The sequence below is a fragment of the Tessaracoccus caeni genome, from assembly GCF_029211185.1.
GTDB lineage: Bacteria > Actinomycetota > Actinomycetes > Propionibacteriales > Propionibacteriaceae > Arachnia > Arachnia caeni.
Map to the genome: position 1 here is coordinate 41,094 of NZ_JARGDO010000018.1, position 25,040 is coordinate 66,133.

Annotated in this window: 26 protein-coding genes; 17 read left to right on the forward strand and 9 right to left on the reverse strand. The window is 65.5% G+C overall.

Annotated elements, in window-relative coordinates; genetic code table 11:
• Positions 1–60 precede the first annotated feature (60 nt).
• The 4 genes from P0D62_RS14885 to P0D62_RS14900 all read right to left on the reverse strand — a co-directional run bounded on the left by P0D62_RS14885 (position 61) and on the right by P0D62_RS14900 (position 4,508).
• Positions 61–750, reverse strand: coding sequence for a YesL family protein (locus P0D62_RS14885; protein ID WP_275703341.1), 690 nt, complete (start codon positions 748–750; stop codon positions 61–63).
• A 19-nt stretch (positions 751–769) separates the two neighbouring features.
• A complete protein-coding gene (locus tag P0D62_RS14890; RefSeq protein ID WP_275703342.1) occupies positions 770–1,690 on the reverse strand; it encodes a carbohydrate ABC transporter permease in 921 nt (306 codons plus the stop codon).
• A gap of 52 nt (positions 1,691–1,742) precedes the next feature.
• Positions 1,743–2,711, reverse strand: a complete 969-nt coding sequence (locus P0D62_RS14895; RefSeq protein ID WP_275703343.1) for an ABC transporter permease — start codon at positions 2,709–2,711, stop codon at positions 1,743–1,745.
• A 99-nt stretch (positions 2,712–2,810) separates the two neighbouring features.
• Positions 2,811–4,508: an extracellular solute-binding protein gene (locus P0D62_RS14900; protein ID WP_275703344.1), complete on the reverse strand. Its 1,698-nt coding sequence runs from the start codon at positions 4,506–4,508 to the stop codon at positions 2,811–2,813.
• Between the two features lie 77 nt (positions 4,509–4,585).
• On the opposite strand from P0D62_RS14900, the gene P0D62_RS14905 reads away from it, so the two are divergent.
• From P0D62_RS14905 to P0D62_RS14930, 6 genes are all read left to right on the forward strand, one after another.
• Positions 4,586–5,839, forward strand: a complete 1,254-nt coding sequence (locus tag P0D62_RS14905; protein ID WP_275703345.1) for an ROK family protein — start codon at positions 4,586–4,588, stop codon at positions 5,837–5,839.
• A 222-nt stretch (positions 5,840–6,061) separates the two neighbouring features.
• A complete protein-coding gene (locus P0D62_RS14910) occupies positions 6,062–6,931 on the forward strand; it encodes a helix-turn-helix transcriptional regulator (protein WP_275703346.1) in 870 nt (289 codons plus the stop codon).
• A 192-nt stretch (positions 6,932–7,123) separates the two neighbouring features.
• A complete protein-coding gene (locus P0D62_RS14915; RefSeq protein WP_275703347.1) occupies positions 7,124–9,052 on the forward strand; it encodes a beta-glucoside-specific PTS transporter subunit IIABC in 1,929 nt (642 codons plus the stop codon).
• A gap of 9 nt (positions 9,053–9,061) precedes the next feature.
• Entirely contained in the window at positions 9,062–10,480 is a 1,419-nt protein-coding gene (locus tag P0D62_RS14920; protein ID WP_275703348.1) for a glycoside hydrolase family 1 protein, read from the forward strand.
• Positions 10,481–10,504: 24 nt separating this feature from the next.
• A complete protein-coding gene (locus P0D62_RS14925) occupies positions 10,505–11,338 on the forward strand; it encodes a PRD domain-containing protein (RefSeq protein WP_275703349.1) in 834 nt (277 codons plus the stop codon).
• Between the two features lie 167 nt (positions 11,339–11,505).
• On the forward strand, positions 11,506–12,873 hold the full coding sequence (locus P0D62_RS14930) for an MFS transporter (RefSeq protein WP_275703350.1): 1,368 nt from the start codon (positions 11,506–11,508) through the stop codon (positions 12,871–12,873).
• Between the two features lie 75 nt (positions 12,874–12,948).
• Here P0D62_RS14930 and P0D62_RS14935 read toward each other — a convergent pair whose 3' ends face one another.
• Both P0D62_RS14935 and P0D62_RS14940 read right to left on the reverse strand, forming a co-directional pair.
• Positions 12,949–13,239: a type II toxin-antitoxin system RelE/ParE family toxin gene (locus P0D62_RS14935; RefSeq protein ID WP_319947014.1), complete on the reverse strand. Its 291-nt coding sequence runs from the start codon at positions 13,237–13,239 to the stop codon at positions 12,949–12,951.
• Between the two features lie 7 nt (positions 13,240–13,246).
• The gene (locus P0D62_RS14940) at positions 13,247–13,510 is read right to left on the reverse strand and encodes a type II toxin-antitoxin system RelB/DinJ family antitoxin (protein ID WP_275703352.1); all 264 of its coding nucleotides are present in this window, start codon (positions 13,508–13,510) and stop codon (positions 13,247–13,249) included.
• 103 nt (positions 13,511–13,613) lie between these two features.
• On the opposite strand from P0D62_RS14940, the gene P0D62_RS14945 reads away from it, so the two are divergent.
• Entirely contained in the window at positions 13,614–13,820 is a 207-nt protein-coding gene (locus P0D62_RS14945; protein WP_275703353.1) for a helix-hairpin-helix domain-containing protein, read from the forward strand.
• A gap of 14 nt (positions 13,821–13,834) precedes the next feature.
• Here the strand turns inward: P0D62_RS14945 and P0D62_RS14950 are convergent, their stop codons facing one another.
• Positions 13,835–14,443, reverse strand: a complete 609-nt coding sequence (locus P0D62_RS14950) for a LysE/ArgO family amino acid transporter (RefSeq protein ID WP_275703354.1) — start codon at positions 14,441–14,443, stop codon at positions 13,835–13,837.
• Between the two features lie 80 nt (positions 14,444–14,523).
• Here P0D62_RS14950 and P0D62_RS14955 point away from each other — a divergent pair, with 80 nt between their 5' ends.
• The 10 genes from P0D62_RS14955 to P0D62_RS15000 all read left to right on the forward strand — a co-directional run bounded on the left by P0D62_RS14955 (position 14,524) and on the right by P0D62_RS15000 (position 22,366).
• Entirely contained in the window at positions 14,524–15,405 is an 882-nt protein-coding gene (locus P0D62_RS14955) for a LysR family transcriptional regulator ArgP (protein WP_275703355.1), read from the forward strand.
• A gap of 119 nt (positions 15,406–15,524) precedes the next feature.
• Positions 15,525–16,139 (forward strand): ArsR/SmtB family transcription factor, encoded by a 615-nt coding sequence (locus P0D62_RS14960; RefSeq protein WP_275703356.1) that lies wholly within the window; start codon positions 15,525–15,527, stop codon positions 16,137–16,139.
• Between the two features lies 1 nt (position 16,140).
• On the forward strand, positions 16,141–16,857 hold the full coding sequence (locus P0D62_RS14965; RefSeq protein ID WP_275703357.1) for an SRPBCC family protein: 717 nt from the start codon (positions 16,141–16,143) through the stop codon (positions 16,855–16,857).
• A gap of 81 nt (positions 16,858–16,938) precedes the next feature.
• Positions 16,939–17,760 carry a GTP pyrophosphokinase gene (locus tag P0D62_RS14970; protein WP_275703358.1) on the forward strand — a complete coding sequence of 274 codons (822 nt, stop codon included), beginning with the start codon at positions 16,939–16,941 and terminating at the stop codon, positions 17,758–17,760.
• A 2-nt stretch (positions 17,761–17,762) separates the two neighbouring features.
• Positions 17,763–18,905: an acyltransferase family protein gene (locus tag P0D62_RS14975; protein ID WP_275703359.1), complete on the forward strand. Its 1,143-nt coding sequence runs from the start codon at positions 17,763–17,765 to the stop codon at positions 18,903–18,905.
• Positions 18,906–19,209: 304 nt separating this feature from the next.
• The gene (locus P0D62_RS14980; RefSeq protein ID WP_275703360.1) at positions 19,210–19,584 is read left to right on the forward strand and encodes a VOC family protein; all 375 of its coding nucleotides are present in this window, start codon (positions 19,210–19,212) and stop codon (positions 19,582–19,584) included.
• Positions 19,581–19,925, forward strand: a complete 345-nt coding sequence (locus tag P0D62_RS14985) for an ArsR/SmtB family transcription factor (RefSeq protein WP_275703361.1) — start codon at positions 19,581–19,583, stop codon at positions 19,923–19,925. Before P0D62_RS14980 ends, P0D62_RS14985 begins: the two co-directional genes overlap by 4 nt.
• Positions 19,926–19,927: 2 nt before the next feature.
• Entirely contained in the window at positions 19,928–20,443 is a 516-nt protein-coding gene (locus P0D62_RS14990) for an SRPBCC domain-containing protein (protein ID WP_275703362.1), read from the forward strand.
• Between the two features lie 32 nt (positions 20,444–20,475).
• A complete protein-coding gene (locus P0D62_RS14995) occupies positions 20,476–21,915 on the forward strand; it encodes an MFS transporter (RefSeq protein ID WP_275703363.1) in 1,440 nt (479 codons plus the stop codon).
• 73 nt (positions 21,916–21,988) lie between these two features.
• Positions 21,989–22,366 (forward strand): VOC family protein, encoded by a 378-nt coding sequence (locus tag P0D62_RS15000; RefSeq protein ID WP_275703364.1) that lies wholly within the window; start codon positions 21,989–21,991, stop codon positions 22,364–22,366.
• Positions 22,367–22,393: 27 nt separating this feature from the next.
• Here the strand turns inward: P0D62_RS15000 and P0D62_RS15005 are convergent, their stop codons facing one another.
• Both P0D62_RS15005 and P0D62_RS15010 read right to left on the reverse strand, forming a co-directional pair.
• Complete coding sequence (locus P0D62_RS15005) at positions 22,394–22,618, reverse strand: DUF6855 family protein (RefSeq protein ID WP_275703365.1); 225 nt, start codon at positions 22,616–22,618, stop codon at positions 22,394–22,396.
• A 21-nt stretch (positions 22,619–22,639) separates the two neighbouring features.
• Positions 22,640–24,961 carry an excinuclease ABC subunit UvrA gene (locus P0D62_RS15010; protein ID WP_275703366.1) on the reverse strand — a complete coding sequence of 774 codons (2,322 nt, stop codon included), beginning with the start codon at positions 24,959–24,961 and terminating at the stop codon, positions 22,640–22,642.
• Positions 24,962–25,040: the final 79 nt, after the last annotated feature.

Sequence of the window (25,040 nt, forward strand, 5' to 3'; positions counted from 1 at the left end):
AAGTGTGATCGCGAAGACGATCAGGGTTGTGTAGCTGCGGACGTGAGTGCTTCGGCCAGCTCACGCCGTGGGCGGGTGTGCGGTGTTTCGGTGGCCCTCGTGGACTGTGGCTTCATGCCCGGCTCGGGCATCCATCCCTGGGAGGCGCCCGAAGGAGTACACGGCGACCACCACAGCAAAGATTGGGACGGCGAACCCGAAGGTCATCAGGATCCCGGGCCACTGTGTCCATGCCCACACGGTGAGGACGAGGAGCACGACGATCATGAGGCTGCATAACGGTCGGGCAAGCACCATTTGCAGCGACGTGCGAATGATCCACCACGGGCGCTCGTTGAAGTTCGAGCGCACCGCCCAGGACGCGAGCACGAACAGCCAGTAGAAGACGTTGACCAGGAGCAGGACGCCGGAGACAGCGATCCCGAACACGCCCATATCGTTCCAGTTGGCCAAGTAGTAGTCCCACACCAACAAGAGCCCGACCGCCAGCTGCGGCCAGCCGAACGCATTGGCGCCTCCCAACTCGTCCTTCCAGGCACGATGGAAGGTAACCCAGGTCCGCTTCACCGTCCAGGTTTTGTCCGTGGACACCGCCCAGGTGCGAAACGTCGCGTAAGAGGCCGCCACCGCCGGAAAGAACCCGGCGATGACGACCCCCAGGAAGGTGTGCACGACGAAGGCGACGTTGACGACGAAGATCATCATCACGATGCGCGCGGCCCGTTCGTAGCCGAGTGCGACACCCCTCATGCGTACACCTCTGCCATGGTCATCCCTTGACGGCGCCGATCATGACGCCCTTATCGAAGAACCGCTGCAGCAGCGGGTACAGGATCATGAGCGGCAGGCTGGAGACGATGATCACGCCGAACTTGATCTGATCAGCGAACTCCTGTGCCTCACCAGCACCCGTACCTGCCGAGCCCCCAACCTGGCCGGCGGACTGGTTCGCCATCAGGATCTGTTGCAGCACGTTTTGTAGCGGCAACAGGTTCTGTTCGCGGATATAGATCAGACCGGTGAAGAAGTTGTTCCAGTGGCCGACGAAGTAGTACAGGCCGATCACGGCGATGATGGCGCCCGACAGGGGCAGCACGATCTTTGTGAAGTAGCCGAAGTACGTGAGACCGTCAATCTGCGCGGCATCGTACATTTCTTCGGGAATCGAGGACTCGAAGAACGACCGGGCGATGATCATGTTGAACACCGAGAACGCGCCAGGAAGGACGAACACCCACATGGTGTTCAGCAGGCCGAGGTCTTTTACCAGCAGGAACGACGGAATGAGGCCGCCGCCGAAGAACATCGTGAACGCGAACAAGAACATGATGATACGGCGGGGGCGGAACTCTCGGCGTGACATCGCAAACGCGGCAGGAAGTGTGACCAGCAGGTTGATCGCGGTACCGACCACGGCGTAGATGATCGTGTTCTTGTAGCCGGTCCAGATTCGCGCGTCGCCAAGAATCAGCTCGTAGCCGGCCAAGCCTAGCCCCTGGGGCAGCAGCGTCACCTGACCGGTCGCGACCGCCCTCGGGGACGACACCGACGCGACGATGATGAACCAGATCGGGTAAGTGACCGCGGCAATGATCAGGACGACGAGAATCGCGAGGCAGATATCCACCAGCCGATCCAACGGCTGCTTCTGCTCTTTGCCGCGCTTTCGCGGTGTGAAGGCCGGATCCACCTTCGGTGCGAGCGAGCCTGTCTGTTGCGTGTTGCTCATGGTTCAGCCCCTCTCAGAAGATGCTCGTGTTGCTGGCCCGTTTCGCCACGGCGTTGGCAGCGATCAGGAAGGTGAAGTTGATGATGGAGTTGAACAGCCCGATCGCGGTCGAATACGAGAACTGGTTGCCCAGGATGCCGACCCGGTAGGTATAAGTCGAGATGACCTCGGAGGCCGTGATGTTCAGCGTGTTCTGCATCAGGTAGACCTTCTCGAAACCAACGCCGAGAACCGCACCCATGTTCATGATGAGCAGGATGCCTGCGGTGGGCAGGATGGCCGGGATATCGACGTGACGAATCAGTCTCAGCCGACCCGCGCCATCGATCTTCGCTGCTTCATACAGAGCGGGGTCGACAGACGACAGGGCCGCCAGGTAGATGATGCAGTTCCATCCCGTGTGCTGCCAGATCTCCGAGATCCAGTAGATATGCACGAACGCGCTCGGATCGCCCATCACACTGACATCACCGAAGAACCTGCCGAGGATGCCACTGCCCGGGGCCAGGAAGATCTGGATGATAGCTACCATGACCACCACCGAGATGAAGTGCGGCATGTAGGTGATGGTCTGAGTGAAGCTCTTGATCTTCTTGTTACCGATCTGATTCAACACCAGGGCCAGGATGATCGGAGCGATGAACCCCATCACCAGCGTCCACAGGCTGACCTTGATCGTGTTGACCATGATCTGCCCGAACTGCGGATTGTTGAAGAACTGTTCGAAATACTTGAAACCGACGAACTCGCCACCAGTGAGGCCCTTGGTGGGATCGAACTCACGGAAAGCGAGCTGGATGCCGTACATCGGGACGTACGAGAAAATGATGATGAAGACGATGGCGGGCAGGGCCATGAGCCACAACTGCCAGTACCGACTCATGTGGCCTGTGAGACGCTGACCGATGCTGCCCTTCGGCTGCTTTCGCAGGTCTTTGACGGCACGCGCGAGGACCACTTCCTCCGTTTGCGAGATACTCATGTCGCTCCCCTCTCTTGTTGCGCGACTGTGACGTTGTGCGATCTGCTTCGATCGCTGAGAGGGGGCCGCGCCTCTTTCGGAGACACGGCCCCGGGTCAGCTACCGCGAGACCGTCGCGGTGCCGTCGGCGTTCTCGACGAACTGGAGGTTCGGATCATTCAACTCAGTGTTGAGGTCAACATTGTTGTCCTTCATCAGCTGAGTAAAGCGGTCGTACGCGCTCTGAGTGATCTCAACTTGCCTGGAAAGATTGTTCCTCTCGAGGTCCGCCACGTAGGTATCCCAATCTGCATCGACCCCGCCCTTGGTCACCCACTCGGCAAACTTGGCCATCGCTGTCTGCGAGATACCGGTGTTATTGAGCGAGAACTCCCGGGTCTCATCAGCCGTCATCGACACTCCGCCGTAGATGACATCAGCGTTCAGATCGATGTTGGCGAAGTCATCTGCATATGTGGCGTCCACGCCACGCACCTCGAACTGCTCCTTCGGCAGGCTCAGCTTCACCCCTGGCTGCACGAACCAGCCCGGCGCGCCATCGGACAGCGAGTTCTGGAACTGCCAGTCGGAGGCGTTGATGTTCGGGTCGTCGGAGGAAATGACGGTGTAGTCCTTCTCGCCGTTCTTCTTCACACCGACGTCGAACGAACCGTAACGCGCCTGGATACCGATATCCGGGGTGTAGAAGGCGTCAACGATCTTCAGCGCCGCTTCCTTGTTCTTCACGGCAGCGGACACCGAGATCCTGTTCGTGCTGAAGTTCAAGCCGTCGCCATTGAAGAACCATGTCCGTGCGGCGTCAGGGGCATTGTCGGCGACAAGCGTCGGCAGAGTGACATACTGGTCCGCGATCTGGGAGCCGAACGCGTCGGACGGAGTCCACCAGATCGTCGCACCGACGAGGGCTGTGTCACCCTCACCCTTGAGCCGGGAGATGTACTGCGAGAAGTCGTGGGTGAAGACATCGTTCGCGATCACCCCGGCGTCCCACAACTCGTTCATGTAGACGATGAAGTCCTTGTAGGCGGGGTCGGTCAGGTAGTTCTTGATCACGCCGTCGTCAGCAAACATGCCGTTGCCACCGCCGCCGGGGACCGTGATGCCATGGCTGCCTAGTAGGACATTGGGATTGAACCAGCCCCAGCCGTCAGCCGACGGCGCCAGGAAGTCGAAGGGAACCTCGTCAGCCTGACCATTGCCGTTCGGATCCCCCGACTTGAACGCCTCCAGCACCGCCTCGAACTCGCTCCAGCTCGTGGGTTCCTTGAGATCCAACGCATCGAGCCATTGCTTGTTGATGAACAGGTGAGCGCTCGAGTTCGCCATGATGCCGGTGTTCACGCCAGGCGCTCCGAAGACCTTGCCCTCCCAGGTCGACACCACCCTAGAGAAGGGACTGCCCTCGAACGTCGCCTTCAGGTTCGGCATGCTCTCCAGCTCAGCCGACAAGTCGACGAAGAAGCTGTTGTAGTCGCCCCAGTCGCCACTGCCGTAGCCGCCGATCGTGACGTCAGCAATCTCACCTGCGGCCAGCGAAGCCTGCTTCTGCTGCTGCCAGGACGAGCTGGCTGTCTCCTGCCACGTGATCGTGCAACCACAGGCCTCTTCGAGGTCTTTCGTCCACGGCATCTCTGCCATCGGCTTCGCCCGAGCATCCTTGATCACCTGAACGGTCACGGTCGGCTTGCCGTCGGCGTCAGTCTCGTCGCCGTTGTCGCTGCCACAGGCTGTCAGCATCAGCGTGCCAGCGACGGCGACGGCCGCACCGGCCCGCCACCAGGAACGTCGTGTCTTCATGCATCCTCCTTGATGAACACTATGTTTACACTCTAAATATATAGAGCGTAAAGGAAAGGTACGGCAGACTATTCGGCATGTCAAGCATTCGCAGGAGCCAACTCCCCTCCGCGCGACGCGACCCAGGCGCAGCAACGTCGCCGCAGTCGATGCGCGAGCGGAACCTGCATGCGCTGCTCGACGTCTTCTGGAGCAACGCTGACAGTTCCTTGACTGCGAAAGAGCTGATGGACGCCTCCGGCCTGACGCGCGCGAGCGTCCTGGACATCTGCCGCGCTCTCGACAACCTTGGGTGGATTACTGAAGGGGCGGGCGCCCGAGCCGATACGCCCGGGCGTCGCGCCCGACAGTTCCAGTTCAACCCAGCGCGCTCATTGGTCGTTGGCGCGGACGTTAACTACACGTCGGTTTCCGCGGTTGTCGCCGACCTGGCCGGCCGGATTCTCGGGAGTGCCAAACGCGAGTTCGCGGCTGGATACCCGTGGGAGTCCCGCAGCGACCACCTCGGCACGACCATCTCCGCGGCGCTCTCGGACGCAGGTGTCTCAACAGGACGGATCGAGACCGTTTGCGTCGGACTAGGCTCACCTCTCGACGAGACAGGGAAAGCACCTCGCCGGAATCCTCTGTGGGACGCCGTGAAGGTGGAGGCGAGCAGCTTCCTCCCCGAACAGGCCGACTGGCAGATCCTCGTCGAGAACGACGCAAACCTCGCCGCCTGGGCTGAACGCGGCAGCGGTCGGGTCGACCCCGAATCCACATTCGTCACACTCCTGGCGGATGAGCTGCTCGGGTGCGGAATAGTGTTCGAGGGGCGACTACAGCGTGGCGCACATGGCGTGGCCGGCGAGATGGGCTTCGCCACAAACATCCGTGACGTGGAGAACGTCGAAGGCATCGGGTCGGTATGGGGGTACTACCGCGATGAGCTTCAGCAGAGCGGTAAACCAGCGAGGGAGGGAGTTACAGCCGTGGACATCCTTCTCGCTGCCCAGCAGGGCGACCCCGTGGCGTCCGCCGCCGTCCGTCGCACAGCGGATCGGCTCGCCAAGGCGATCGCCGTCATCGCTTTCCTCATCGATCCTGGTGTCGTAGTCGTGGCAGGCCGCTTCGCCGAGCATGCTGGCCGTCTCGTCGAAATGATCAACTGGCGCCTGACGGATCTCCGCGCTCCCTCCCCACCAACCGTCATCACCTCAGCACTCGGCGGTGACGTTGTACTGCGCGGTGCGATCGAGATGGCGATCGACGACATCAGGGCGGGAGTGAGCTTCGCTGCGAACGACGACGGCCCACCCGAAGGCACCCCGCGAAAAGCTCGTCGAGGCTGATTCCGTTCAGTTCCTCGCCACCCCCGCAACAACGCGGCTGCGTGCGTCGGCATAGCAACGTTCACAACCGCGTTGTTGCCACCTCAGCCCGAGAACTGACGGAATCAACCGCGATAGCCAGCAAACGGGCGGACCCTCCACGCGCCAAGCGCGGCGCGCCTGCTCGAAGGGTGTACCGGCAGGGCATCCCACTTGGCGGCGGGGCGTCGTAGCGTTGCGCGTATGAACAACAGGAGCGAGGTGCGCGAGTTCCTCATGTCGCGACGCGCGAGGCTCACCCCTGAGGACGCCGGGATCCCGGCATCCGGAAGCAGGCGGGTGCCTGGGCTGAGGCGCAGCGAGGTGGCGATGCTCGCCGACGTGAGCATCGAGTACTACTCGAAGATCGAACGCGGCAGCCTGGCCGGCGTCTCCGATGGCGTGCTGGAGGCCGTCGCTCGGGCCTTGCAGCTGGACGACGCCGAGCGCGAACACCTGTTCGATCTGGCACGCGTGGCCCAGGGCGGGGCCGAGCCGGTGCGGCGACGCAAACCCAAGCAGTGGGTGGCGCGAGAGAGCCTGATCCGCGCCCTGGACGCGATCACCGAAGGGCCTGCCTTCGTGCGCAACGGCCGCATGGACATCCTCGCCACCAACGCGCTCGGCCGGGTGTTCTACGACCACGTGTTCGGCGGCCCTGGGCAAGGCAATCTGGCCCGGTTCAACTTCCTCGATGAGCGCTCCCGCGACTTCTACCCCGACTGGGAGGGCGCGGCGGACGTGAGCGTCGCGATCCTGCGCACCGAGGCCGGCCGCGACCCCGGTGACAAGCAGCTCCACGAACTCATCGGGGAGCTTTCCACCCGTTCCGAGGACTTCCGCACCCGCTGGGGCGCGCACAACGTGCGGCGGCACGGCTCCGGCACCAAGACCTTCCACCATCATCTGGTGGGCGACCTCATCCTCACGTACGAAGGGCTGGAACTCACGGCCGAGCCCGGCCTGTCCTTCCTCATCTACACCGCCGAACCCGGCACCGCCAGCGCGGAACGCCTGACGCTGCTCGGCAGCCTCAGCGCCACTCCGATCGCTACGACAACGGGCTCCGCATGAGTCTCGTCGATGGGTTGACGCACCCCACCACCCCACCTAAGCTGTGGCGCTAACAGCACCTGCTGTTGAGACCCAGGATGATCCTCGCTACGACGGGGCATGACCTGAGCTCCGGAACACGCTTAAGGCGTGGGCCCGATGCTCGGGTCTTTTTTGCGTTTCCGGGGCTCAACGAAAGTGAGCAATGACGCTATGAGCAAGGAATACGCTCCCCTCGCGGGGCGCATCGTCGAGCTGGTGGGAGGGCCTGAGAACATCAGGACGGCGTTCCACTGCCAGACCCGCCTTCGATTCGGCCTCCTCGATGACAAGAAGGCCGACCTCGCCGGACTGGAAGCCACCGACGGCGTGCTCCAGGTGATGAACAGCGGCGGCATGTACCAGGTGGTCATCGGGATGCATGTCAAGGACGTCTTCGACGAGGTCGACGACGTGCTGAAGGCCGCCGGACACGACTCGGATTCGGCCCCCGCCGCACCGGCCGAGAAGAAGGGGCCGCTGAGCACGGCCATCGACTTCATCGCGGGTACCTTCGTACCGGTCATCCCGGCGATCGCCGGAGCCGGCATGGTGCGCGCGGTGCTGTCGCTGCTCACCGTCTTCGGCCTGGTCGCCACGGACTCGCAGACCTACGTCATGCTGAACTTCTTCGCGGACGCGGTCTTCTACTTCCTGCCGATCCTGCTCGCGGTCTCCGCGGCGACCAAGCTGAAGAGCAACGTCTACATCGCGGCAGGCCTCGGGGCGCTCATGGTGCATCCCACCTGGGTGGCGCTGGTGGCCGCCGGAGAGCCGGTGACGCTGTTCGACATCATCCCGGTGACGCTGACCGGCTACAGCAACTCCGTGATCCCGATCCTGCTGGTCATGCTGGTGGCCGCGCCGTTCGAGCGCTGGCTCAACAAGGTGATGCCGAAGTCGCTGAACATGGTGTTCGTGCCGTTGATCGTCTTCCTGGTCATGGGCACGCTGGCGATGACCGCCATCGGCCCGCTCGGCGCGTGGTTGGGCGGCTATCTCGCGGTCTTCTTCACGTTCCTCTCCAGCACGGCGGCCTGGATCCCGCCGCTGTTCATCGGCACGCTGTGGCCTCTGATGGTCATGTTCGGTGTGCACACGGCGGTCGGCCCGCTCGGCTTCGCTCAGCTGGGCGAGATGGGCTACGACAACATCGTCGGGCCCGGCATCCTCGTGTCGAACATCGCCCAGGGCGCCGCCGGCCTGACCGTCGCGTTCATCACCAAGGATCCGAAGGTCAAGCAGATCGCCAGCGCCGGCGGCATCACCGGACTCATGGGCATCACCGAGCCGGTGCTGTACGGCGTCAACCTGCCCAAGCGGTACCCGCTGATCGCCGCCATCTGCGGCGGCGCGGCCGGCGGCCTCTATGCCGGCATCATGCAGGTCAGGCGCTTCGCCACCGGTCACTCCGGCCTGCCCGCGCTGCCGATGTACATCGGCGACGACACGCTCTACAACCTGATCCACATCTCGATCGCTCTGGGCATCTCGATCCTGGTCACGGTGATTCTCACCTTGATCCTGGCTCCCCGCTACGAGAAGCGTTTCGCTGCGGAGGCCGAAGCCAAGGCCAGCAGCAGCGCCGCCGCCCGCCCCGCCGCCGCTGTTCAGTCCGCGACCGCGTCTGCCTCCGTGCTGACCGTCGTCAAGACGGAGCTGACCGCCCCCTGCACCGGCACCGTCGTTCCGCTCGCAGAGATCCCCGATCCGGTGTTCTCCTCCGGCGCGATGGGGCCCGGCCTCGGCATCGATCCGAGCGACGGACGCATCGTCTCGCCGGTGACCGGAGAGATCATCGTCGCGGTGAAGACCGGTCACGCATTCGGCATCCGCTCCGACGATGGGGTCGAGATCCTCGTCCACGTCGGCGTCGACACCGTGCAGATGAACGGCGCAGGGTTCACCGGCGCACTCACCAAGGGCACCCGCGTCGAAGCCGGCCAGACCCTGGTGACCGCCGATCTCGGCGCCATCGCCGCAGCTGGGCACCCCGCCACCGTGGTGCTCCTGGTCACCAACCACAAGAAGTTCCCGAATGTGACGCCCACCGCCACTGGCGACGTACTCGCCGGCGAGCGCGTCCTGACCGTCCAGGCCTGAGAGGAAGACATGCAGTATTCACACCCCACCCCGTTCCCAAAGGACTTCTTCTGGGGAGCCTCCACCTCGGCCTATCAGGTCGAAGGCGGCTGGGACGCCGACGGCAAGGGCCCGTCCATCGTCGACGCCCGCACCCACTTCCCCGACGGCACCAGCGACTACAAGGTGGCCTCTGATCACTACCACCGTTTTGAGGAAGACGTCGCCCTCTTCGCGGAGCTCGGGCTGAAGGCCTACCGGTTCTCGATCTCCTGGACGCGGATCCAGCCCACCGGCACCGGATCGGTCAATCAGGCCGGCGTCGACTTCTACCACCGCCTCATCGACGCGCTCCTCGCGCACGACATCGAGCCGATCGTCACCGTCTACCACTTCGACCTGCCTCTCGCGCTGGATCAGCAGGGCGGCTGGGCCAACCGCGACACCATCGACGCCTTCGTCGAGTACTGCCGGATCCTCTTCGCCGAGTACGGCAGCAAGGTGAAGTACTGGCTCACCATCAACGAGCAGAACATGATGGTGCTGCACGGCGACGCGGTGGGCACCACCGGCGAGTCCGGAAAGACCGACAAGAAGGGCATCTACCAGCAGAATCACCACATGTTCGTCGCCCAAGCGCGCGCCATGGCGATCTGCCACGACCTGGTGCCCGACGCCAAGATCGGACCAGCACCCAACATCGTCGCGATCTACCCTGCGAGCTCCGCCCCCGAGGATGTGCTCGCCGCAGACGACTGGGACGCGGTGCGCAACCTGCTCTACCTCGACCTGGCCGCCCGCGGCAGCTACCATCCGCTCGCCTGGGCGTACCTCGTCGAACGCGGGCTGGAGCCGGAGATCGCCGACGGCGACCTGGAGATCCTGGAAGCCGGCAAGCCCGACTTCATCGCGATCAACTACTACGCCACCCAGACCGTCGGAGCCTCGCGCGGGGATGCCTCCGACCTGGCATCCCGCAAGGGCGATCAGCAGATCGTCCGCGGTGAGATCGGGCTCTACCGGGCGGAGAAGAATCCCCACCTGCCGACCAACGCCTGGGGCTGGGAGATCGACCCCGTCGGGCTGCGCACCACACTCCGGCGGCTCTGGGACCGGTACCGTCTCCCCCTCATCATCACCGAGAACGGCGTCGGCGCCTACGACAAGCTCGAGGACGGCAAGGTGCACGACGACTACCGCATCGACTACTACCGGCGCCACATCGAGCAGCTGCAGCTGGCGATCGCGGACGGCGTCGACCTGATCGGCTACTGCCCCTGGACGGCCATCGACCTGGTCTCGACCCACTCCGGCGTCTCGAAGCGGTACGGATTCATCTACGTCAACCGCGAGGAGTTCGACCTGCTCGACCTCGCGCGCGTCAAGAAGGACAGCTTCGCCTGGTACCAGGGCGTCATCGCCAGCAACGGAGAGAACCTGGATGGCTAGTCAGTCCGACGGGAGGGGGCCGGAATGCGCGTCCAGCGCGTAATCGGCAACAACGCCCTGCTCGTTCTCGGCGACGACGGAGAGCAGATTGTGGCGCTGGGACGCGGGCTGGGTCACGGCCGGCGTCCCGGTGACACCCTGCCCGCCGACCAGGTGGAGCAGGTCTTCATCGCCGGCGACGCCGACGAGCGGCTCACCCGTTTCCTCGCCGACGTCCCCCTGGAGTATGTGCGAGTGGCCGGCCGCATCGCGGATCTCGCGCACCAGCGGCTGGGGCTTCGCGTGACGCAGGCGCTCATCCTGCCCATCGCCGACCATCTGCACTTCGCGGTCCAGCGTTCGCGAGGGGGAACCGAGATCCGGTTCCCCCTCGCCTGGGAGGTCAGCCAGCTCTACCCCGTCGAGCTCGAGATCGGCGAGGCGGCCGTCGACCTCGCCGACGCGGCCTTCGACGTCGAGCTGCAGTCCGACGAGGCGGTCGCGTTCGCGATGCACTTCGTCAACGCCCAGTTCACCTCGCCGGGTATGACGCCCGCCATCGAGATGACCCAGTCGATCGGGCGCGCCTTCGAGGTGATCGAGTCGTCCTTCGCCATCACCATCGACCATCGCTCCATGAACGCCGCGCGCTTCGTCACCCACCTGCGCTACCTCTACGCGCGCGTCGCCTCCGGTAAGCAGATCACGGAGTCACAGCCGACCCTCGCCGACGCGATCCGCAACGCGCATCCCGAGGCCTTCACCTGCGCCGCCAAGCTCCGCTACGTCCTGGAGATGAACCTGCGCACCCAGCTCAGCGACGACGAGGTCGCCTATCTGGCGCTCCACGTCGCAAAACTGGTGCTCGACCTGAAGTAGGCAGGGCTCTCTGAGGAAAGGTGTACTCGCAGGGCATCCCACAGCCGTCGAGGCCGCCCTACCCTTGCTTGCATGAACGACAGGAGCGAGATGCGCGAGGTTCTCCCCGCACGACGAGCAGAACTCAACTCGAGCGCGTCGGCGGTCCGGCTTCAGGCAGTCGCCGCATGACGGGCACCTCGTCTCCGGAGGCTCGTCCCGGCTCGACGGCGACGCTCGTGCTCGCGTCGTTGGGCTTCTTCCTCATCACGCTCGACGTGAGCATCGTGAACCTCGCTCTGCCGAGCATTCGCGCGGATCTCGGCGGCGGCGTCAGCACGCAGCAATGGATACTCGACGGCTACACGCTGTTCTTCGCCGCCTTCCTCCTGTGCTTCGGGAACCTGTCGGATCGGGTCGGCGCCAAGCGAGCCTACGTCTCCGGCATCGCCCTCTTCGGAGTGACGTCGCTGCTCTGCGCGCTCGCACCGTCGGTGCTCGCGCTCATCGTCGCCCGGTGCGCCCAAGGAGTCGCGGCGGCGCTCATGCTGCCCGCCTCCATGACCTTGATCAGAGAGGCCTTCCCCGACGCACGACGCCGGGCGAAGGCCCTCGGGGTCTGGGCGGCGGGCGGAGCCGTCGCCTCCGCGGCCGGCCCCGTGCTCGGCGGCACGTTGTCTGCCTGGGACTGGTCTCTCATCTTCGCCATCAACGTTCCGGTGTGCATAGCCATGATGCTGCTGGCTGTCCGTGTCCAGCGCTCGCCTCAGAACAATGCCGCTTTCGACTGGGCCGGCCAGATCCTCGCCCTGATCGCCCTCGGCACGATCATCTTCGCGCTGATCGAAGGCGGCGCCATCGGCTACGGGAACCCGCTGATCGTGGTTCTGCTGGTCGTCGGCGTGACCGCCCTTGTACTGTTCATCTTCGTGCAGGCCCGCGTCGCGCACCCGATGATGCCTCTCCAGCTGTTCCGACGCAGACCCATGCGGGTGGCCTTCTTCGGCGGGTTCACCTTCATCTACGCCTGGTTCGGCAGCGTGTTCCTCTCCAGCCTTTACCTGCAACAGCACCTGGAGATTCCCTCCAGCCTGGCAGGGCTCGTCTTCCTGCCCAGCGCGCTGCTGTCCCTCTTCGGCAACATCGCCAGCGGCCCCCTCGCCAACCGGTTCGGCCCCCGTTTTCCCGTCATCCTCGGAATGTCGTCGCTCGTCATCGGGCTGGTCGGCCTGGCGCTATCGACGCAGGTGGGCTCGGCCACGCTCGTCGGCATCATGCTGATCCTGATCGGCGGAGGCGGCTCCGTCGCCATGCCGCCGCTGGCCGGCATCGTCCTGGAGCACTCCCCCGACGGTCAGGCCGGCGTCGCCAGTGCCGTGTCCAACACGTTCCGTCAGGTGGGTGGCGCACTGGCGGTCGCCGTCTTCGGCGTGCTCGTCACCCCCGAGACACGTTTCCTCGAAGGCATGCAGCTCAGCCTTTCCACGGCGGCTGTCCTCGCGCTCATCTGCGTGATCTCCAGCACCACCCTCGCCGGCACCCGGCACGGCGCCTAGATATTGTCCGGGCCTTCCGATCAGCGATCGACGGCACCGCTCATAGGGGCCGCTCCTCGATCGCCGTCGTCAGGGCTATCGGAAGATCTCCTGGTGGGTGCCGGTACGCAGCAGTACCGCGGTTCCATCCATGACCTGCCACACAAGAAGCCAGTCGCCCATGTTGGCGACGTGGCACTCCTGTGCTCCGTCCCAGGAGCCCTTGAGCTGATGCATGCGATGGCGTCGACGAAGCTCGTCCCGCGAGGCTCGATCGTCGGCTTCGATCAGCCTGATCACCTGACGCAACTCAGCGAGATTCGCACGCTTCTTCTTGAGTCTCTTCACGTCCTTTTCGAACCGAGACGTGTACTCGAGCACCAGCACTGGCGGCCTAGATCTCTAGGGCGTCGAACACCTGATCGGAGTCGCTGAACCGTGCCTTTCCCGAAGCGAGAATCTCCCGCGCCTCACGCAGCGACTCGACTGACGCCTCATTGGGTTCCTGATAGCTGAGGTTCAGCGGGATGCGGTTCTCCCGAACCATCTGCCGGTAGAAGGCGCGCGTGACAGAGGACAGATCGAACCCAAAGTCCTCGACGATCTTGGTTGCCTGAGCCTTGGTCTCATCATCAACACGTATGGTAATCGACGCCATTTGCACACTCCTTGCACTACAAATTCAAGCGTATGTCTTACGAACGGTGCAGTCAACGGCCTTGCTGAGCGCTACGCTGAATCACCCGAACGGAAGGATGGGCATGTCGTCGACCGAAGACACGGAGTTCCCGCGCAGCATGGGGAAGGTCGCGCCACGCGAGCTTGCCGTGCACGGCATCACTCGCTTCGCGCAGCTGCCCGAGTACACCGAGAAGGAGCTGCTCGCCATCCACGGCGTAGGACCGAAGGCGATCCGGATTCTCAGAGAAGAGCTCGACGCTCGGGGCATGCGCTTTCGGCAGGGCTGAACCGGCCGGACCTCTCATCCGGCAAGCCCTAGAAGCAGCCCCACTGCCACCGCGATCATGATCACCGCAACAGCCAGATCGAAGATTCGCCACGCGACCGGCTTGGCGAACAGCGGGCGCAACAGGCCAGCACCGAAGCCTAGGCCGGCGAACCACAACACGCTGCCCGTCATCGCCCCAGCCGCGAAGGTCCAAGGCGACGAGTAGGTGGACGCGACGGAGCCGAGCAGCACCACGGTGTCGAGATAGACGTGCGGATTCAGCCAAGTCAGGGCGACGGCGGTGAGCGTCACCGCCGCCAGACCTCCAGGCTCATCGACACCATCGACCACCAGCGCCTGCGGCCGGGCAGCCCGACGCAGCGCAGCCACCGCGTACGCCAGCAACACCCCGGCACCGAGCACGGTCACGACGACGAGCAAGGTCTGGTTGGCTGCCACGACGGCCCCCACACCCGCCGTGCCGACCGCGATCAGGATCGCGTCGCTGATGGCGCAGATCGCCACCACGATGCCGACGTGCTCGCGACGCAGCCCCTGACGGAGCACAAAGGCGTTCTGGGCGCCGATAGCGACGATGAGGCTGAGCAGAAAGCCGAATCCGGCGAGGGCAGTGGTAAGCACGGGGACGACACTAGGCAGCCATGGATCAAGAGACCAGCGAATGTTTCTAACGGTTCATTAGCAACGCTTATGATCGCCCCATGGAGTGGGATCTTCCTCAGCTACGGGCGCTGGCCGCCATCGCCGATCACGGCACACTGGAGGCGGCCGCGCGCCATCTGCATCTGACACCCTCGGCGGTGAGCCAGCGACTGAAGGCGCTGGAGCACTCCGTCGGCGCGGTGCTCCTGCAACGCACCCGTCCCGTACGACCCACGGAGGCCGGGCGAAGCGTGCTGCTGCTCGCTCGACAGATGGACGCCCTCACGGCCGATACCACCACGACTCTCGACGCTGCGCCCCACGCACTGCCGGAGGTGCGGCTCGCCGTCAACGCCGACTCCCTGGCCACCTGGGTGCTGCCGGCCTTGGCCGGTCTCGCATCGACGATGCGACTCACTTTCCTGCGTGAGGACGAGGATCACACCGCCGACCTGCTCCGCGACGGCACCGCGATGGCCGCCGTCACCAGCCAGCGCACCGCCGTCCAGGGGTGCACCGTCGAGCCTCTCGGCGCCATGCGCTACCGCCCCGTCGCCTCCCCCTCCTTCGCTGAGCAATGGTTTGCCAACGGCGTCACGCCTGACGCCCTACGACGCGCACCAGTACTCGTCTTCGACGGCCGCGACAGCCTGCAGACCGACCGGCTCGTCGAAGCCGGCATCCCCTGGGGCGAGACGCCGTGGCACACCGTGCCGGCGAGCAGCCAGTTCTCCGACGCGGTCCGCCATGGCTACGGCTGGGGCATGCTGCCAGAACTGGAGGAACGCTCCTGGGACGGCGTCGACCTATCCCTCGTTCCGGGATCCTGCCTCTCCCCACACGACGTGATGCTCTACTGGCAGCGCTGGACACTCAAGACCACCAGCCTCGATGCGCTGGATCGCGCGCTCCGCGACGGAGCTGCCCGCGCCCTTCGCTAACACCAGGCGCGGCCCCGATAGCTCGGTGGTCATGACGGACGGATCCGGGCAGATCGGACGAGAACAGCACCCTCACATCGCTCTTGACAAATAATTTTGTCTAGCGAAGACTAGGGCACATGCTGGATGTCGTCGCGATCGAAGACGCCGAGGCCGCGGAGGTCTCACTAGACCCCATGCGCTCGCGGTTGCTCGCGGCGCTGGCAGAGCCGGGGTCTGCCTCGACGCTGGCCGCGCAGCTCGATCTCCCCCGCCAGAAGGTGAACTATCACCTGCGCGCACTGGAGAAGCACGGGCTCATCGAACTGGTCGAGGAGCGTCGCAAGGGCAACTTCACCGAACGCGTCCTGCAGGCCACCGCGTCGTCCTACGTGATCTCCCCCACCGCGCTGGAACCACTCCAGCCCGATCCCGGCCGCGCCCCCGACCGCCTCTCCGCCCGTTGGCTGCTGGCCTTGGCCGCGCGTTTGGTGCGCGACGTCGGCGCCCTCCTGCGCGGCTCGCAAGAGGCCGGCAAGTCGGTGGCCACCTTTGCCGTGGACGGCGAGGTGCGCTTCGCCTCCGCCGCGGATCGCGCCGCCTTCGCCGACGAGCTCTCGCGAGAGCTGACCGATCTCGTCGCCAAGTACCACACAGACGGCGGGCGCCCTCATCGCCTGGTGGTCGCCGTCCATCCCAGCATTCCCGCCGACACCACCGTCCCGTCCCCACCCCAGAACAACGAGGAGTCCTGACATGTCAAGCAACTTCGAGATCCGCAAGGAGATCAAACTGGAAGCCACCCCCGAACAGGTGTGGCACGCCATCGCGACGAGAGAGGGACAGACCGCCTGGTCCCCCGACCCGAACGCCATCGAACAAGACGGCACCATCGTCGAGCAGGAGCCGCTCACCAGACTCATGGTGCGCACCCCGGCCGAGGAGAACGGCGCCTTCCACGCCTTCGAGTACCTGATCGAGACCGAGGAAGGCGGCATCACCGTCTTGCGGTTCGTGCACAGCGGCTTCCTCGGCGACGACTGGAACGACGAGTTCAGCTTCGAGGAGATGACGAGCTACGGCTGGGACATGTACCTGCACACCCTGGAGCTGTACCTCACGTACTTCGCCGGGCAGCCCGCCACCTACGTGGAGGCGGCGGCCCCGATGGCCTCGGCCGAGCCGGATGGCTGGGCCACTCTGGAGAAGGGGCTCGGGCTGGCGGCGCCGCCGCGACTGGGCGAGACCATCACGCTTACCCCCGACGGCCTCCCACCGATCGAGGGCGTCGTCGACTACGTGATCCCCACCGACGACTTCATCGCGATCCGGGCCAAGGACGGGCTGTACCGTTTCCACAACCTGGCTCCGATGAACATGCCGATCGCCGTCGGCCACTACATCTACGAAGAGGTCGACGGCGAAGCGGCCAGGGAGGCGTGGCGACTCTGGTTGGAGCGCCTCTACTCGTGAGGTGACGTTGACGAGGGGTCTTGTCGGGCAGAGTTACAGTGGGCTCGGCAAGACCCCATCGACGAAGCGAGGATCCGTACCGTGTCCACTCACAAGGACGTTCAGCAGAACACGGAACGGGCAGCACAACTGCCACAGGCCCCCGATCCGGCGATGCTCGCCTTCGTGCGCCAGATGCGCGACGACTTCACTCGCCTGATGATGGAGTACGAGTTCGCCGCCGACGAGGTGATGACGAAGGTGAAAATCCTGCGCGAGGAGTTCCTCCACCTGCATCAGTACAACCCGATCGAGCACATCGGGTCGCGGGTGAAGTCGCCGTCCAGCATCTTCGACAAGGTGATCCGACGCGGCCTCGAGCCCTCGCTCGACGCGATCCGGGAGCACATCACCGACATCGCCGGCGTGCGCATCACCTGCAGCTTCATCCCCGACACCTACCGGATCATGGAGGCCCTCACGTCGCAGGACGACGTCAAGGTACTGAAGATCAAGGACTACATCGCCAATCCCAAACCCAACGGCTACAAGAGCCTGCACGCGATCATCCAGATCCCCGTCTTCCTGTCGACCGGTGCGGTTCCGGTCACCGTCGAGGTGCAGATCCGCACCATCGCGATGGACTTCTGGGCCAGCCTGGAACACAAGATCTTCTACAAGTACGACGGCGCCGTGCCCGCCCACATCGCGGCCGACCTCACCGAGGCCGCGGCCGCCGCCGAGCATCTCGACCGCCGCATGCAGCAGCTGTACCGCGAGGTGCACGGCGACCGTTCGGATGCTCACGAGAAGCCCGTCACAGGAGTGGATCTCGACGACGGACTGCTGCGTCGCATGTGGGAGATGTACCGCGATTCGGAGCCCCAAGACTTGGCTTCAGGAGACGAGCCACTAGCCTCGTAAACGTGCCACCTACTGCCAGACCATCGCGAATCACGGCCCTCGACGGGTTGCGCGGCGTCGCTGCCCTCGTCGTTCTGCTCGATCACACCTTCTTGATGGTGCCGACTTTCGACGACATCTACGGCCGCCTCATCGTTCCCGAGACGGGCACCTGGGAGTGGTGGATCTCCCTGACACCGCTGCGCATCATGTGGGCGGGGCCGGAGGCGGTCATGCTGTTTTTCGTGCTGAGCGGCGTGGTGCTCACGCTGTCCGTCACGAATCGCGCCAACTTCGACTGGGAGGGCTACTACCCCAGCCGGATGATCCGGCTCTATCTTCCGGTGTGGGGCGCCGTCGTTCTCTCATGGCTGTCGATGACGTTGGTGCCGAGACAGCAATCAGACACGTTCTCGAGATGGACGAATAACCGGCCGGCCGGCTACGACGCCGACATGCTGCACCACGACCTCGCGGTGATCTACGGCGGTGGCGAGTTCGGCATCAGTCCGCTGTGGTCGCTGGTCTGGGAGGTGCGTTTCTCCCTGATGCTGCCGCTGTTCATCGCCTTCGTGGTGGTGGGAGCGCGATTCTGGAAGACCAAGGCTCTTATACTCATCGTCGCACTCGGACTCGGCGCCATCTTCGGCTGGGGCGAGTTCCGCTACCTTCCCATGTTCGCCATCGGGGCGCTGCTCGCTGCCTACTGGGGGCCCATCACCACCTGGCTCGAGCAGTTCTTGCGCACCCGACGGCTCGGTCTGCTGTTCTTCCTGGTGGCCGTCGTGCTCACGCCGGCGCGCTGGTGGGCCTACGGCCTCGGCGTCGACGCGAAGTTCGGGCGCGGACTGGAGCTCGTCGGACTCACGGGAACCATCATTCTGGTGCTGCTCGCGGTGACCTGGTCGCCCTTCCGGGGCTTCCTCGAATGGCGCCCCGTGCACTGGCTGGGCGCGATCTCCTTCAGCCTCTACCTGGTGCACGAGCCGATCATCCTCACCGTGCGCCACCTCCTCCCCAACGCCCATATCGGGGTGGTGTTCGCGTGCGCCGTGACCGCGGCGATCCTCGTCGCTTGGGGTTTCTACCACGCCGTCGAAAAGCCGGCCACCCGACTCTCGCAGGCCTGGAAGCGACGTTACGGCAAGGCAAACAGGATCCCGTAGGCCCCAAACCCGATGCGTCGGTGTCGCCGTCATGCCGCACTTCAGCGGCCAGCTCTCAACGGACAAGGCTCGGCCAGGAGCCGCCCCCTCCCCGGCTCAATCTCGACATCCGGACCGCCCGCATCGGAGAGCCATTGCAGTTCGCCCAGGTTTCCTCGCTCGACCCGCCTGCCCGACTTCCCGGGATACCGTCTGAGACCGTCGAGATTCTCACCTCACACCAGGGCACCGAAGGCGCTTGACTTAACCTTCTGCTTAATTTAGTGTCTACTAAATCAAGTCTCGACTGAACAAAGGAGTCATCATGGGATCGAAACTGTCGTACTTCGAGGTCACGTCGCCGGACATGGAGCGGGCGCAGTCGTTCTACCGCGAGGTGTTCGGCTGGCAGGTGATGGCGCTGCCGGAGATGGGTGGCTACGCGGTCGTGGATACCCAGTCGGGCGAGGGTGCCGCTGGCGGTGGCATCGGCCCGGTGATGGACGGCGGTGCCGGTGGTATCCGGGTCTACTTCCACGAGCCCGATCTAGCGGCTGGCCTGGCGCGCGCGGTGGAACTCGGCGGCAGCATCGTGCAGGAACCGACCGAGATTCCTGGCTTCGGCACCATCGCGGTGTTCGCCGACCCTGACGGGCACCAGGTGGGCCTGTGGGATCGTGACGGGTTCGGTGCGGCATGACCCTGAACCGGGAACAGGCGCTGCAAGCGTTCGCTGAGCCGCGCCGACGCGCGATTCTCGAACTGGTCGCGGAGAACGAGCTGCCCGCCGGTCAGATCAGCTCGCAGTTCTCCGATGTGTCGGCCTCCGCCGTCTCTCAGCACCTGCGCGTCCTCAAGGACGTGGGGCTGCTGGTCGAGCGGCGCGACGGCGCACGCCGCCTATACCGGGCCGACGCCGACGCGCTGGAAGAACTCCGCAGTTACCTCAACGACCTGTGGGCGTCGAGCCTGAAAGTCGCGCAGTCCGTCACCGAGGCGGAATACCACAGTGACGCGGGCGAGCAGCGGGAGGTGGGCTGATCATGGCTGCTGAGCAGAACCGGAACCGGCACCTCTCGGCGGTGCCCCGTAACGAATCGGAGCGAAACCCCCTGGAAGACGCGGTGATGGCCGAGGTCACGGTGCGCTGCCCCGCACCGGAGACGTTCGCGCTGTTCCTCGACACGCTCGCGGACTGGTGGCCGCTCAAGGACTACTCGATGGCCCCGGGCGAGGTCGTCGATGTCGAGGTCGACCGTCGCCCTGGTGGGGCGATCACCGAGATACGTCGCGATGGGAGCCGCGCCCGCTGGGGCACCCTGCTGACCTGGGAACCGACCCACCGCTTCGCGATGGACTGGCACGTCACCCCCGGCCTGGAACAGACGGTCATCACCGTGACGTTCAAGGCCGTCTCCCCGCAGCACACCTTGGTCACGCTCGTGCATAGCGGATGGCAGGGCATCGACCCCGCCCGCCTCGGTACACAACTCGGCTACACCCAGGGCTGGACAGCGATCCTGCACTGCTTCGCCCGCAGCCTCGAATCCCAGGAATGAACACTCACGGATAACACGGACAAGGAGTCATCATGTCCACCACACCCACGGCCAAGACGACCCGCGTCGCAACCTTGTTGGCCTGCTCGCTCGCCTCGTTCATGGTCGGCCTCGACGCCCTCGTGGTCACCACCGTGCTCCCCAACATCCGGCACGACTTCGGCACGGGCATCGACAACCTCTCCTGGGTCGTGAACGCTTACGCACTCGCGTTCGCCGTCTCGATCCTTGCTGGGTCGATGCTGGGCGATCGCTTCGGGCGACGCCGGATGCTCACGGTCGGCGTCGCCCTGTTCGCCCTCGCCTCCGCCTTGTGCGCGCTCGCCCCGACGCTCGGCGTCCTGGTGGCTGCGCGCACGGTGCAGGGCGCGGCGGGCGGAGTGTGCGTACCACTCGCCCTCGCCATTGTCACCGCCGCCACACCTGCCGAGCGGCGCGGCAAGGTCATCGGCATCTGGGGCGCGATCACCGGCATCGCCGTCGCCATCGGCCCGCTCATCGGCGGCCTCGTCGCCCAGGGCCTCGCCTGGCAGTGGGTGTTCTGGCTCAACCTCCCCGTCGCCGCCGTCATCCTCATCCTCGCACGCCGCATCCCGGCCGACGCACCTCAGACCGGGCGGGCAGACCTGCTCGGATTGGCGCTGGCGACCCTCGGCATCGCGCTCGTCACCCACGCGCTCGCCCGGGTCAGCCCGGCCTCCCTCAGCGACGCTTCGCTGTGGGGCGAGGTCGTCGCGGGCCTGGTGCTGGTGGTCGGCTTCGCCCGCTGGGAACGCCGCGCTGCCGCCCCTCTGGTGCCGCCTGCGCTGTTCCGTCACGACGGGTTCCTCGCCGCCTGCATCGCAATGGCTGCACTCGGGGCGGGCCTGTTCGGAACCGCGTACCTGCTCGCTCAGTACATTCAGGCAGCGATCACGCCCGACCCGCTCGGCGTCGGCCTCGCGCTCCTACCCTGGACAGGACTCGCCGTGCTCGTCGCACCCGTCGTCGGGCGGCTCTCGGACAAGATCGGCGAAGCCCCGCTGCTGGCCCTCGGCCTCGCGCTCCAATCCCTCGGTGCCATCCTGCTCGCTGTCACCGCGTCCACGAACTACACGGCGATCCTCGTGCCGTTGATCGTCTCCGGCCTCGGCGTCGCCATTGCGTTCCCCGCCTCGGCCACCGCGCTGATGCGCACCGTTCCCGCGCCCGCGATCACCGTCGCCTCCGGCGTCGGCAACGCATTCCGGCAAGTCGGGGCCGCGCTCGGCATCGCCGTCGCCGTGGCCGTGTTCGCCTTCAGCGGCGGCGGCCTCGCCCACCCCGATACCGCGATCACAGGCTTCCAGCCCGCGATGCTCGCGCTGGCAGGATTCGGACTCATCGGCACCCTCGCCGCGACCCGACTCATCGCCACGCGCCGCGCCGCTCGCCAAACGTCATCCACGCCGGAGTCGGTTGCACAGGCGTCGCGCGCCAAGGTGGCGGTGTAGCCGCTACACGCGATGATCGGGCGATCTCGTGCCGGTCGAAGTGCCGACGAAGCGGGCGATATAGGGTGAGCCAATGACACTACGAGCATTTCCAGTGCTCTACGCGAGCAACGTGGAGCAGGTGGCGGGATTCTATGCCGCGCTCGGCTTCGTCGAGCACTCCCGACTGCTCTCACCCGACGGCACGGCGGGTTTCATCGGTCTGAACCGGGATGGCGCAGAGATCGCCGTCACTACCGAAGAATCGCCCCGGCAGCTCGCCGGAGTCGAGCCCGGGCCCGGGCCGCGTCACGAACTGTTCGTCTACGTGCCCGACCTCAATGCCGCAGTCGAGGCGGTGCCGCCCGCCGGAGGCTCCGTGCTCAGGGAGCCCACGATGATGCCCTGGGGCGAACGGCTCGCTTACACCACCGACCCGGAGGGCAACCTCGTCACCCTGGCCGCCGAGTGAGCCCACGGCCCGGGCGTCTAGTGCAGGTCATGCAGACGGGTCGATGGCTCGCATTCGGTTGTTGCGGGGGTCGTGCGTGAGTTCGGCAAGTCCCAACGCTTCCAAGAGCGGCGGCAGGTACGTGCCGAAGCGACCGCGATACCCCTTGCGCAACCCGTACCACCCTCCGACCGGGTTCGAGTCCGAACGCCCCCACGCCTCGACCGTGCCGGCAGTAGCTGGCTTCTGCTCGTCGGCGGCACCGAGCGGCACCCAATCGGCCTAGGCCAGAGATCACGGCATCGAAGATCGCAGCCCGTCTGTAAGGCGGCTAGCGACGCTCAGTGCCTTTCCGGTCAGCGATTCTGCGCATTCCCGAAGCTCGTTCGGGGCGCCGGCGAAGACGAGCCGGCCGCCGTCGGAGCCCGCGCCGGGGCCGATGTCGATGACGTGATCGGCCTGGGCCACCACCCGGAGGTTGTGTTCGACGACCACCAGCGTCGCTCCCGTCTCCACCAGGTCGGCGAACAGCCGGTTGATCCGGTTGACGTCGCTGGGGTGCAAGCCGGTGGTGGGCTCGTCGAGCACGATGTACTTGTGCAGATGAGACGGCGACGCGCTGAGATGCCGCGCCAGCAGCAGGCGCTGGCGCTCGCCGCCCGACAAGGTGTCCAGCGACTGCCCGACGGGACTGTAGCCCAAGCCGACGCGCTCCAGCCAACCCATGGTCTGGGCGATGCTCGGGTGGGTCGAGAAGAGTTCGGCGACGGGCAGCGGCGTCATGCTCAGCACATCGGCGATGCTATGTCCGTCGATGGTGACGCCCAGCGTCTTGGCGTTGAAGCGCGCTCCCCCGCACGCGTCGCAGGGGGTGGCGACGTCGTCGAGGAAAGCCAGTTCAGTAGTGATGTAGCCCTTGCCCTTGCAGCCGGGGCAAGCGCCCTTGGAGTTGAAGCTGAACCATGCGGGCGCAAGGCCGGAGACGTCGGCGAAGGCCTGGCGGACCTCGTCGGCGATGCCGAGGATGCTGAGCGCGGTGGAGCGCACCCCGCCGCGCAGCGGGTCTTGGCCGATCACGACGAACTCCGGACGCTGGCGGGGCAACTCGACGGTGGCGAACGAGCTCTTGCCGGAACCCGCCACCCCGGTAACGGCGGTGAGCACGCCCAGCGGCACGTCGACGTCGAAGCCGGTCAGGTTGTGAGCTCGGGCGTTCGTGACGGTGACATAGCCCCTCGGTGTCCGGGGATGTGTGGTGAGCGTCAGCGGCTGGGACAGCAGCCGGCCGGTGATCGTCTGGCTCTCGCGCAGCGCGGTGACGGCGCCTTCGAACTGCACGCGCCCGCCCGCCGACCCGGAGCCCGGCCCCATGTCGACGATGTGGTCGGCCACCCCGATCACCTGCGGATGATGCTCGACAATCAGCACCGTGTTGCCGGCGTCGCGCAGCTTGAGCAGCAGCGCGTTCAGACGCTGCACGTCGGCCGGGTGCAGGCCCGCCGACGGCTCGTCGAACACGTAGGTGACGTCGGTGAGCGCGCTGCCGAGATGACGCACGATCTTGACGCGCTGCGCCTCGCCGCCGGAGAGCGTCGAGGATTGGCGGTCGAGCGAGAGGTACCCCAGCCCGACGGACAGCAGCGCGTCGAGGGTGTGCCGCACCCCGACGAGTGCCGGCGCGACGCGGGCGTCGTCGAAGTCGTCGAGCAGCCGGCGCAACTCAACGACAGACATGGCCGTCCAGTCGACGAGCGAGCGCCCGTCGATCAGGCTTGAGCGCGCGGCTTGGTTGAGCCGCGCGCCGCCGCACTCGGGGCAGGTGCGCTCGGTCATCAGCCGGTCGAGTTCCTCGCGCACCAACGCCGAGATCTTGGACGGGCGGTTCTTGACGTAGACGTCGCGCATTCGGGTGACCACGCCGTCGAAGCGGGCCGACTGGGGGAAGCGCGGATCGGGATCGGGCAGCTTGTACTGCTCGGCGTAGAGGAAGAGGTCCATCTCCTCAGGCGTGTAGTCGCGCAGAGGTTTCTTGCGATCGAACAGGTTGCAGTAGGCGAAGCGCTTCCAGCGGTAGACGCCGGGCCGGAACTGGCTGAACCGCACCGGGCCCTCGTCGATGTTCTTGTCCAGGTCGATCAGCTCGTCGACGTCGATGTCGATCACACTGCCCAGGCCCTCGCAGCGCGGGCACATGCCGGCGGGATCGTTGAACGAGTAGGCGGGCGAGTACCCAGCCGACGGCTCGCCGATGCGCGAGAAGATCAGCCGCAGCAGCGGGGCGACATCGGAGGCGGTGGCCACCGTCGAGCGCACGTTTCCGGTGAACCGACGCTGGTCGATGAGCGCGGTGAACGTGAGCCCGGCCATCGACTGCACCTCGGGCGCCGGCAGCTGCGGCAGCCGGTTGCGGACAAAACTCGGATAGGAGTCGTTGACCAGGCGCTGTGCCTCAGCCGCGATGGTGTCGATCACCAGCGACGACTTGCCCGATCCCGACACCCCCGTCACCACCGTGAGCTTCTTCTTGGGCAGGTCGACGCTGACGTCGCGCAGGTTGTTGGTGCCCGCCCGCACCACGCGGATCAACTCGTCTTGCCTGAGGTCGTCAACCACCATTCCCAGAGCTTATGGGCCTGGGCCGACAAAAACGGGCATGACAGTTGTCATAGCGAGGAGGTGACAGCCCCTATCGGTG

What these genes read in the sequence shown, in the direction of transcription:
- P0D62_RS14915 (WP_275703347.1), top strand. Translation starts at nt 7,124, where the DNA reads ATGAGCAAGGAATACGCTCCCCTCGCGGGGCGCATCGTCGAGCTGGTG.
- P0D62_RS15010 (WP_275703366.1), bottom strand. Translation starts at nt 24,961, where the DNA reads ATGGTGGTTGACGACCTCAGGCAAGACGAGTTGATCCGCGTGGTGCGG.
- P0D62_RS14895 (WP_275703343.1), bottom strand. Translation starts at nt 2,711, where the DNA reads ATGAGTATCTCGCAAACGGAGGAAGTGGTCCTCGCGCGTGCCGTCAAA.
- P0D62_RS14965 (WP_275703357.1), top strand. Translation starts at nt 16,141, where the DNA reads ATGTCAAGCAACTTCGAGATCCGCAAGGAGATCAAACTGGAAGCCACC.
- P0D62_RS14995 (WP_275703363.1), top strand. Translation starts at nt 20,476, where the DNA reads ATGTCCACCACACCCACGGCCAAGACGACCCGCGTCGCAACCTTGTTG.
- P0D62_RS14905 (WP_275703345.1), top strand. Translation starts at nt 4,586, where the DNA reads ATGTCAAGCATTCGCAGGAGCCAACTCCCCTCCGCGCGACGCGACCCA.
- P0D62_RS15000 (WP_275703364.1), top strand. Translation starts at nt 21,989, where the DNA reads ATGACACTACGAGCATTTCCAGTGCTCTACGCGAGCAACGTGGAGCAG.
- P0D62_RS14925 (WP_275703349.1), top strand. Translation starts at nt 10,505, where the DNA reads ATGCGCGTCCAGCGCGTAATCGGCAACAACGCCCTGCTCGTTCTCGGC.
- P0D62_RS14900 (WP_275703344.1), bottom strand. Translation starts at nt 4,508, where the DNA reads ATGAAGACACGACGTTCCTGGTGGCGGGCCGGTGCGGCCGTCGCCGTC.
- P0D62_RS14930 (WP_275703350.1), top strand. Translation starts at nt 11,506, where the DNA reads ATGACGGGCACCTCGTCTCCGGAGGCTCGTCCCGGCTCGACGGCGACG.
- P0D62_RS14910 (WP_275703346.1), top strand. Translation starts at nt 6,062, where the DNA reads ATGAACAACAGGAGCGAGGTGCGCGAGTTCCTCATGTCGCGACGCGCG.
- P0D62_RS14955 (WP_275703355.1), top strand. Translation starts at nt 14,524, where the DNA reads ATGGAGTGGGATCTTCCTCAGCTACGGGCGCTGGCCGCCATCGCCGAT.
- P0D62_RS14985 (WP_275703361.1), top strand. Translation starts at nt 19,581, where the DNA reads ATGACCCTGAACCGGGAACAGGCGCTGCAAGCGTTCGCTGAGCCGCGC.
- P0D62_RS14885 (WP_275703341.1), bottom strand. Translation starts at nt 750, where the DNA reads ATGAGGGGTGTCGCACTCGGCTACGAACGGGCCGCGCGCATCGTGATG.
- P0D62_RS14940 (WP_275703352.1), bottom strand. Translation starts at nt 13,510, where the DNA reads ATGGCGTCGATTACCATACGTGTTGATGATGAGACCAAGGCTCAGGCA.
- P0D62_RS14920 (WP_275703348.1), top strand. Translation starts at nt 9,062, where the DNA reads ATGCAGTATTCACACCCCACCCCGTTCCCAAAGGACTTCTTCTGGGGA.
- P0D62_RS14945 (WP_275703353.1), top strand. Translation starts at nt 13,614, where the DNA reads ATGTCGTCGACCGAAGACACGGAGTTCCCGCGCAGCATGGGGAAGGTC.
- P0D62_RS14960 (WP_275703356.1), top strand. Translation starts at nt 15,525, where the DNA reads ATGCTGGATGTCGTCGCGATCGAAGACGCCGAGGCCGCGGAGGTCTCA.
- P0D62_RS14990 (WP_275703362.1), top strand. Translation starts at nt 19,928, where the DNA reads ATGGCTGCTGAGCAGAACCGGAACCGGCACCTCTCGGCGGTGCCCCGT.
- P0D62_RS14980 (WP_275703360.1), top strand. Translation starts at nt 19,210, where the DNA reads ATGGGATCGAAACTGTCGTACTTCGAGGTCACGTCGCCGGACATGGAG.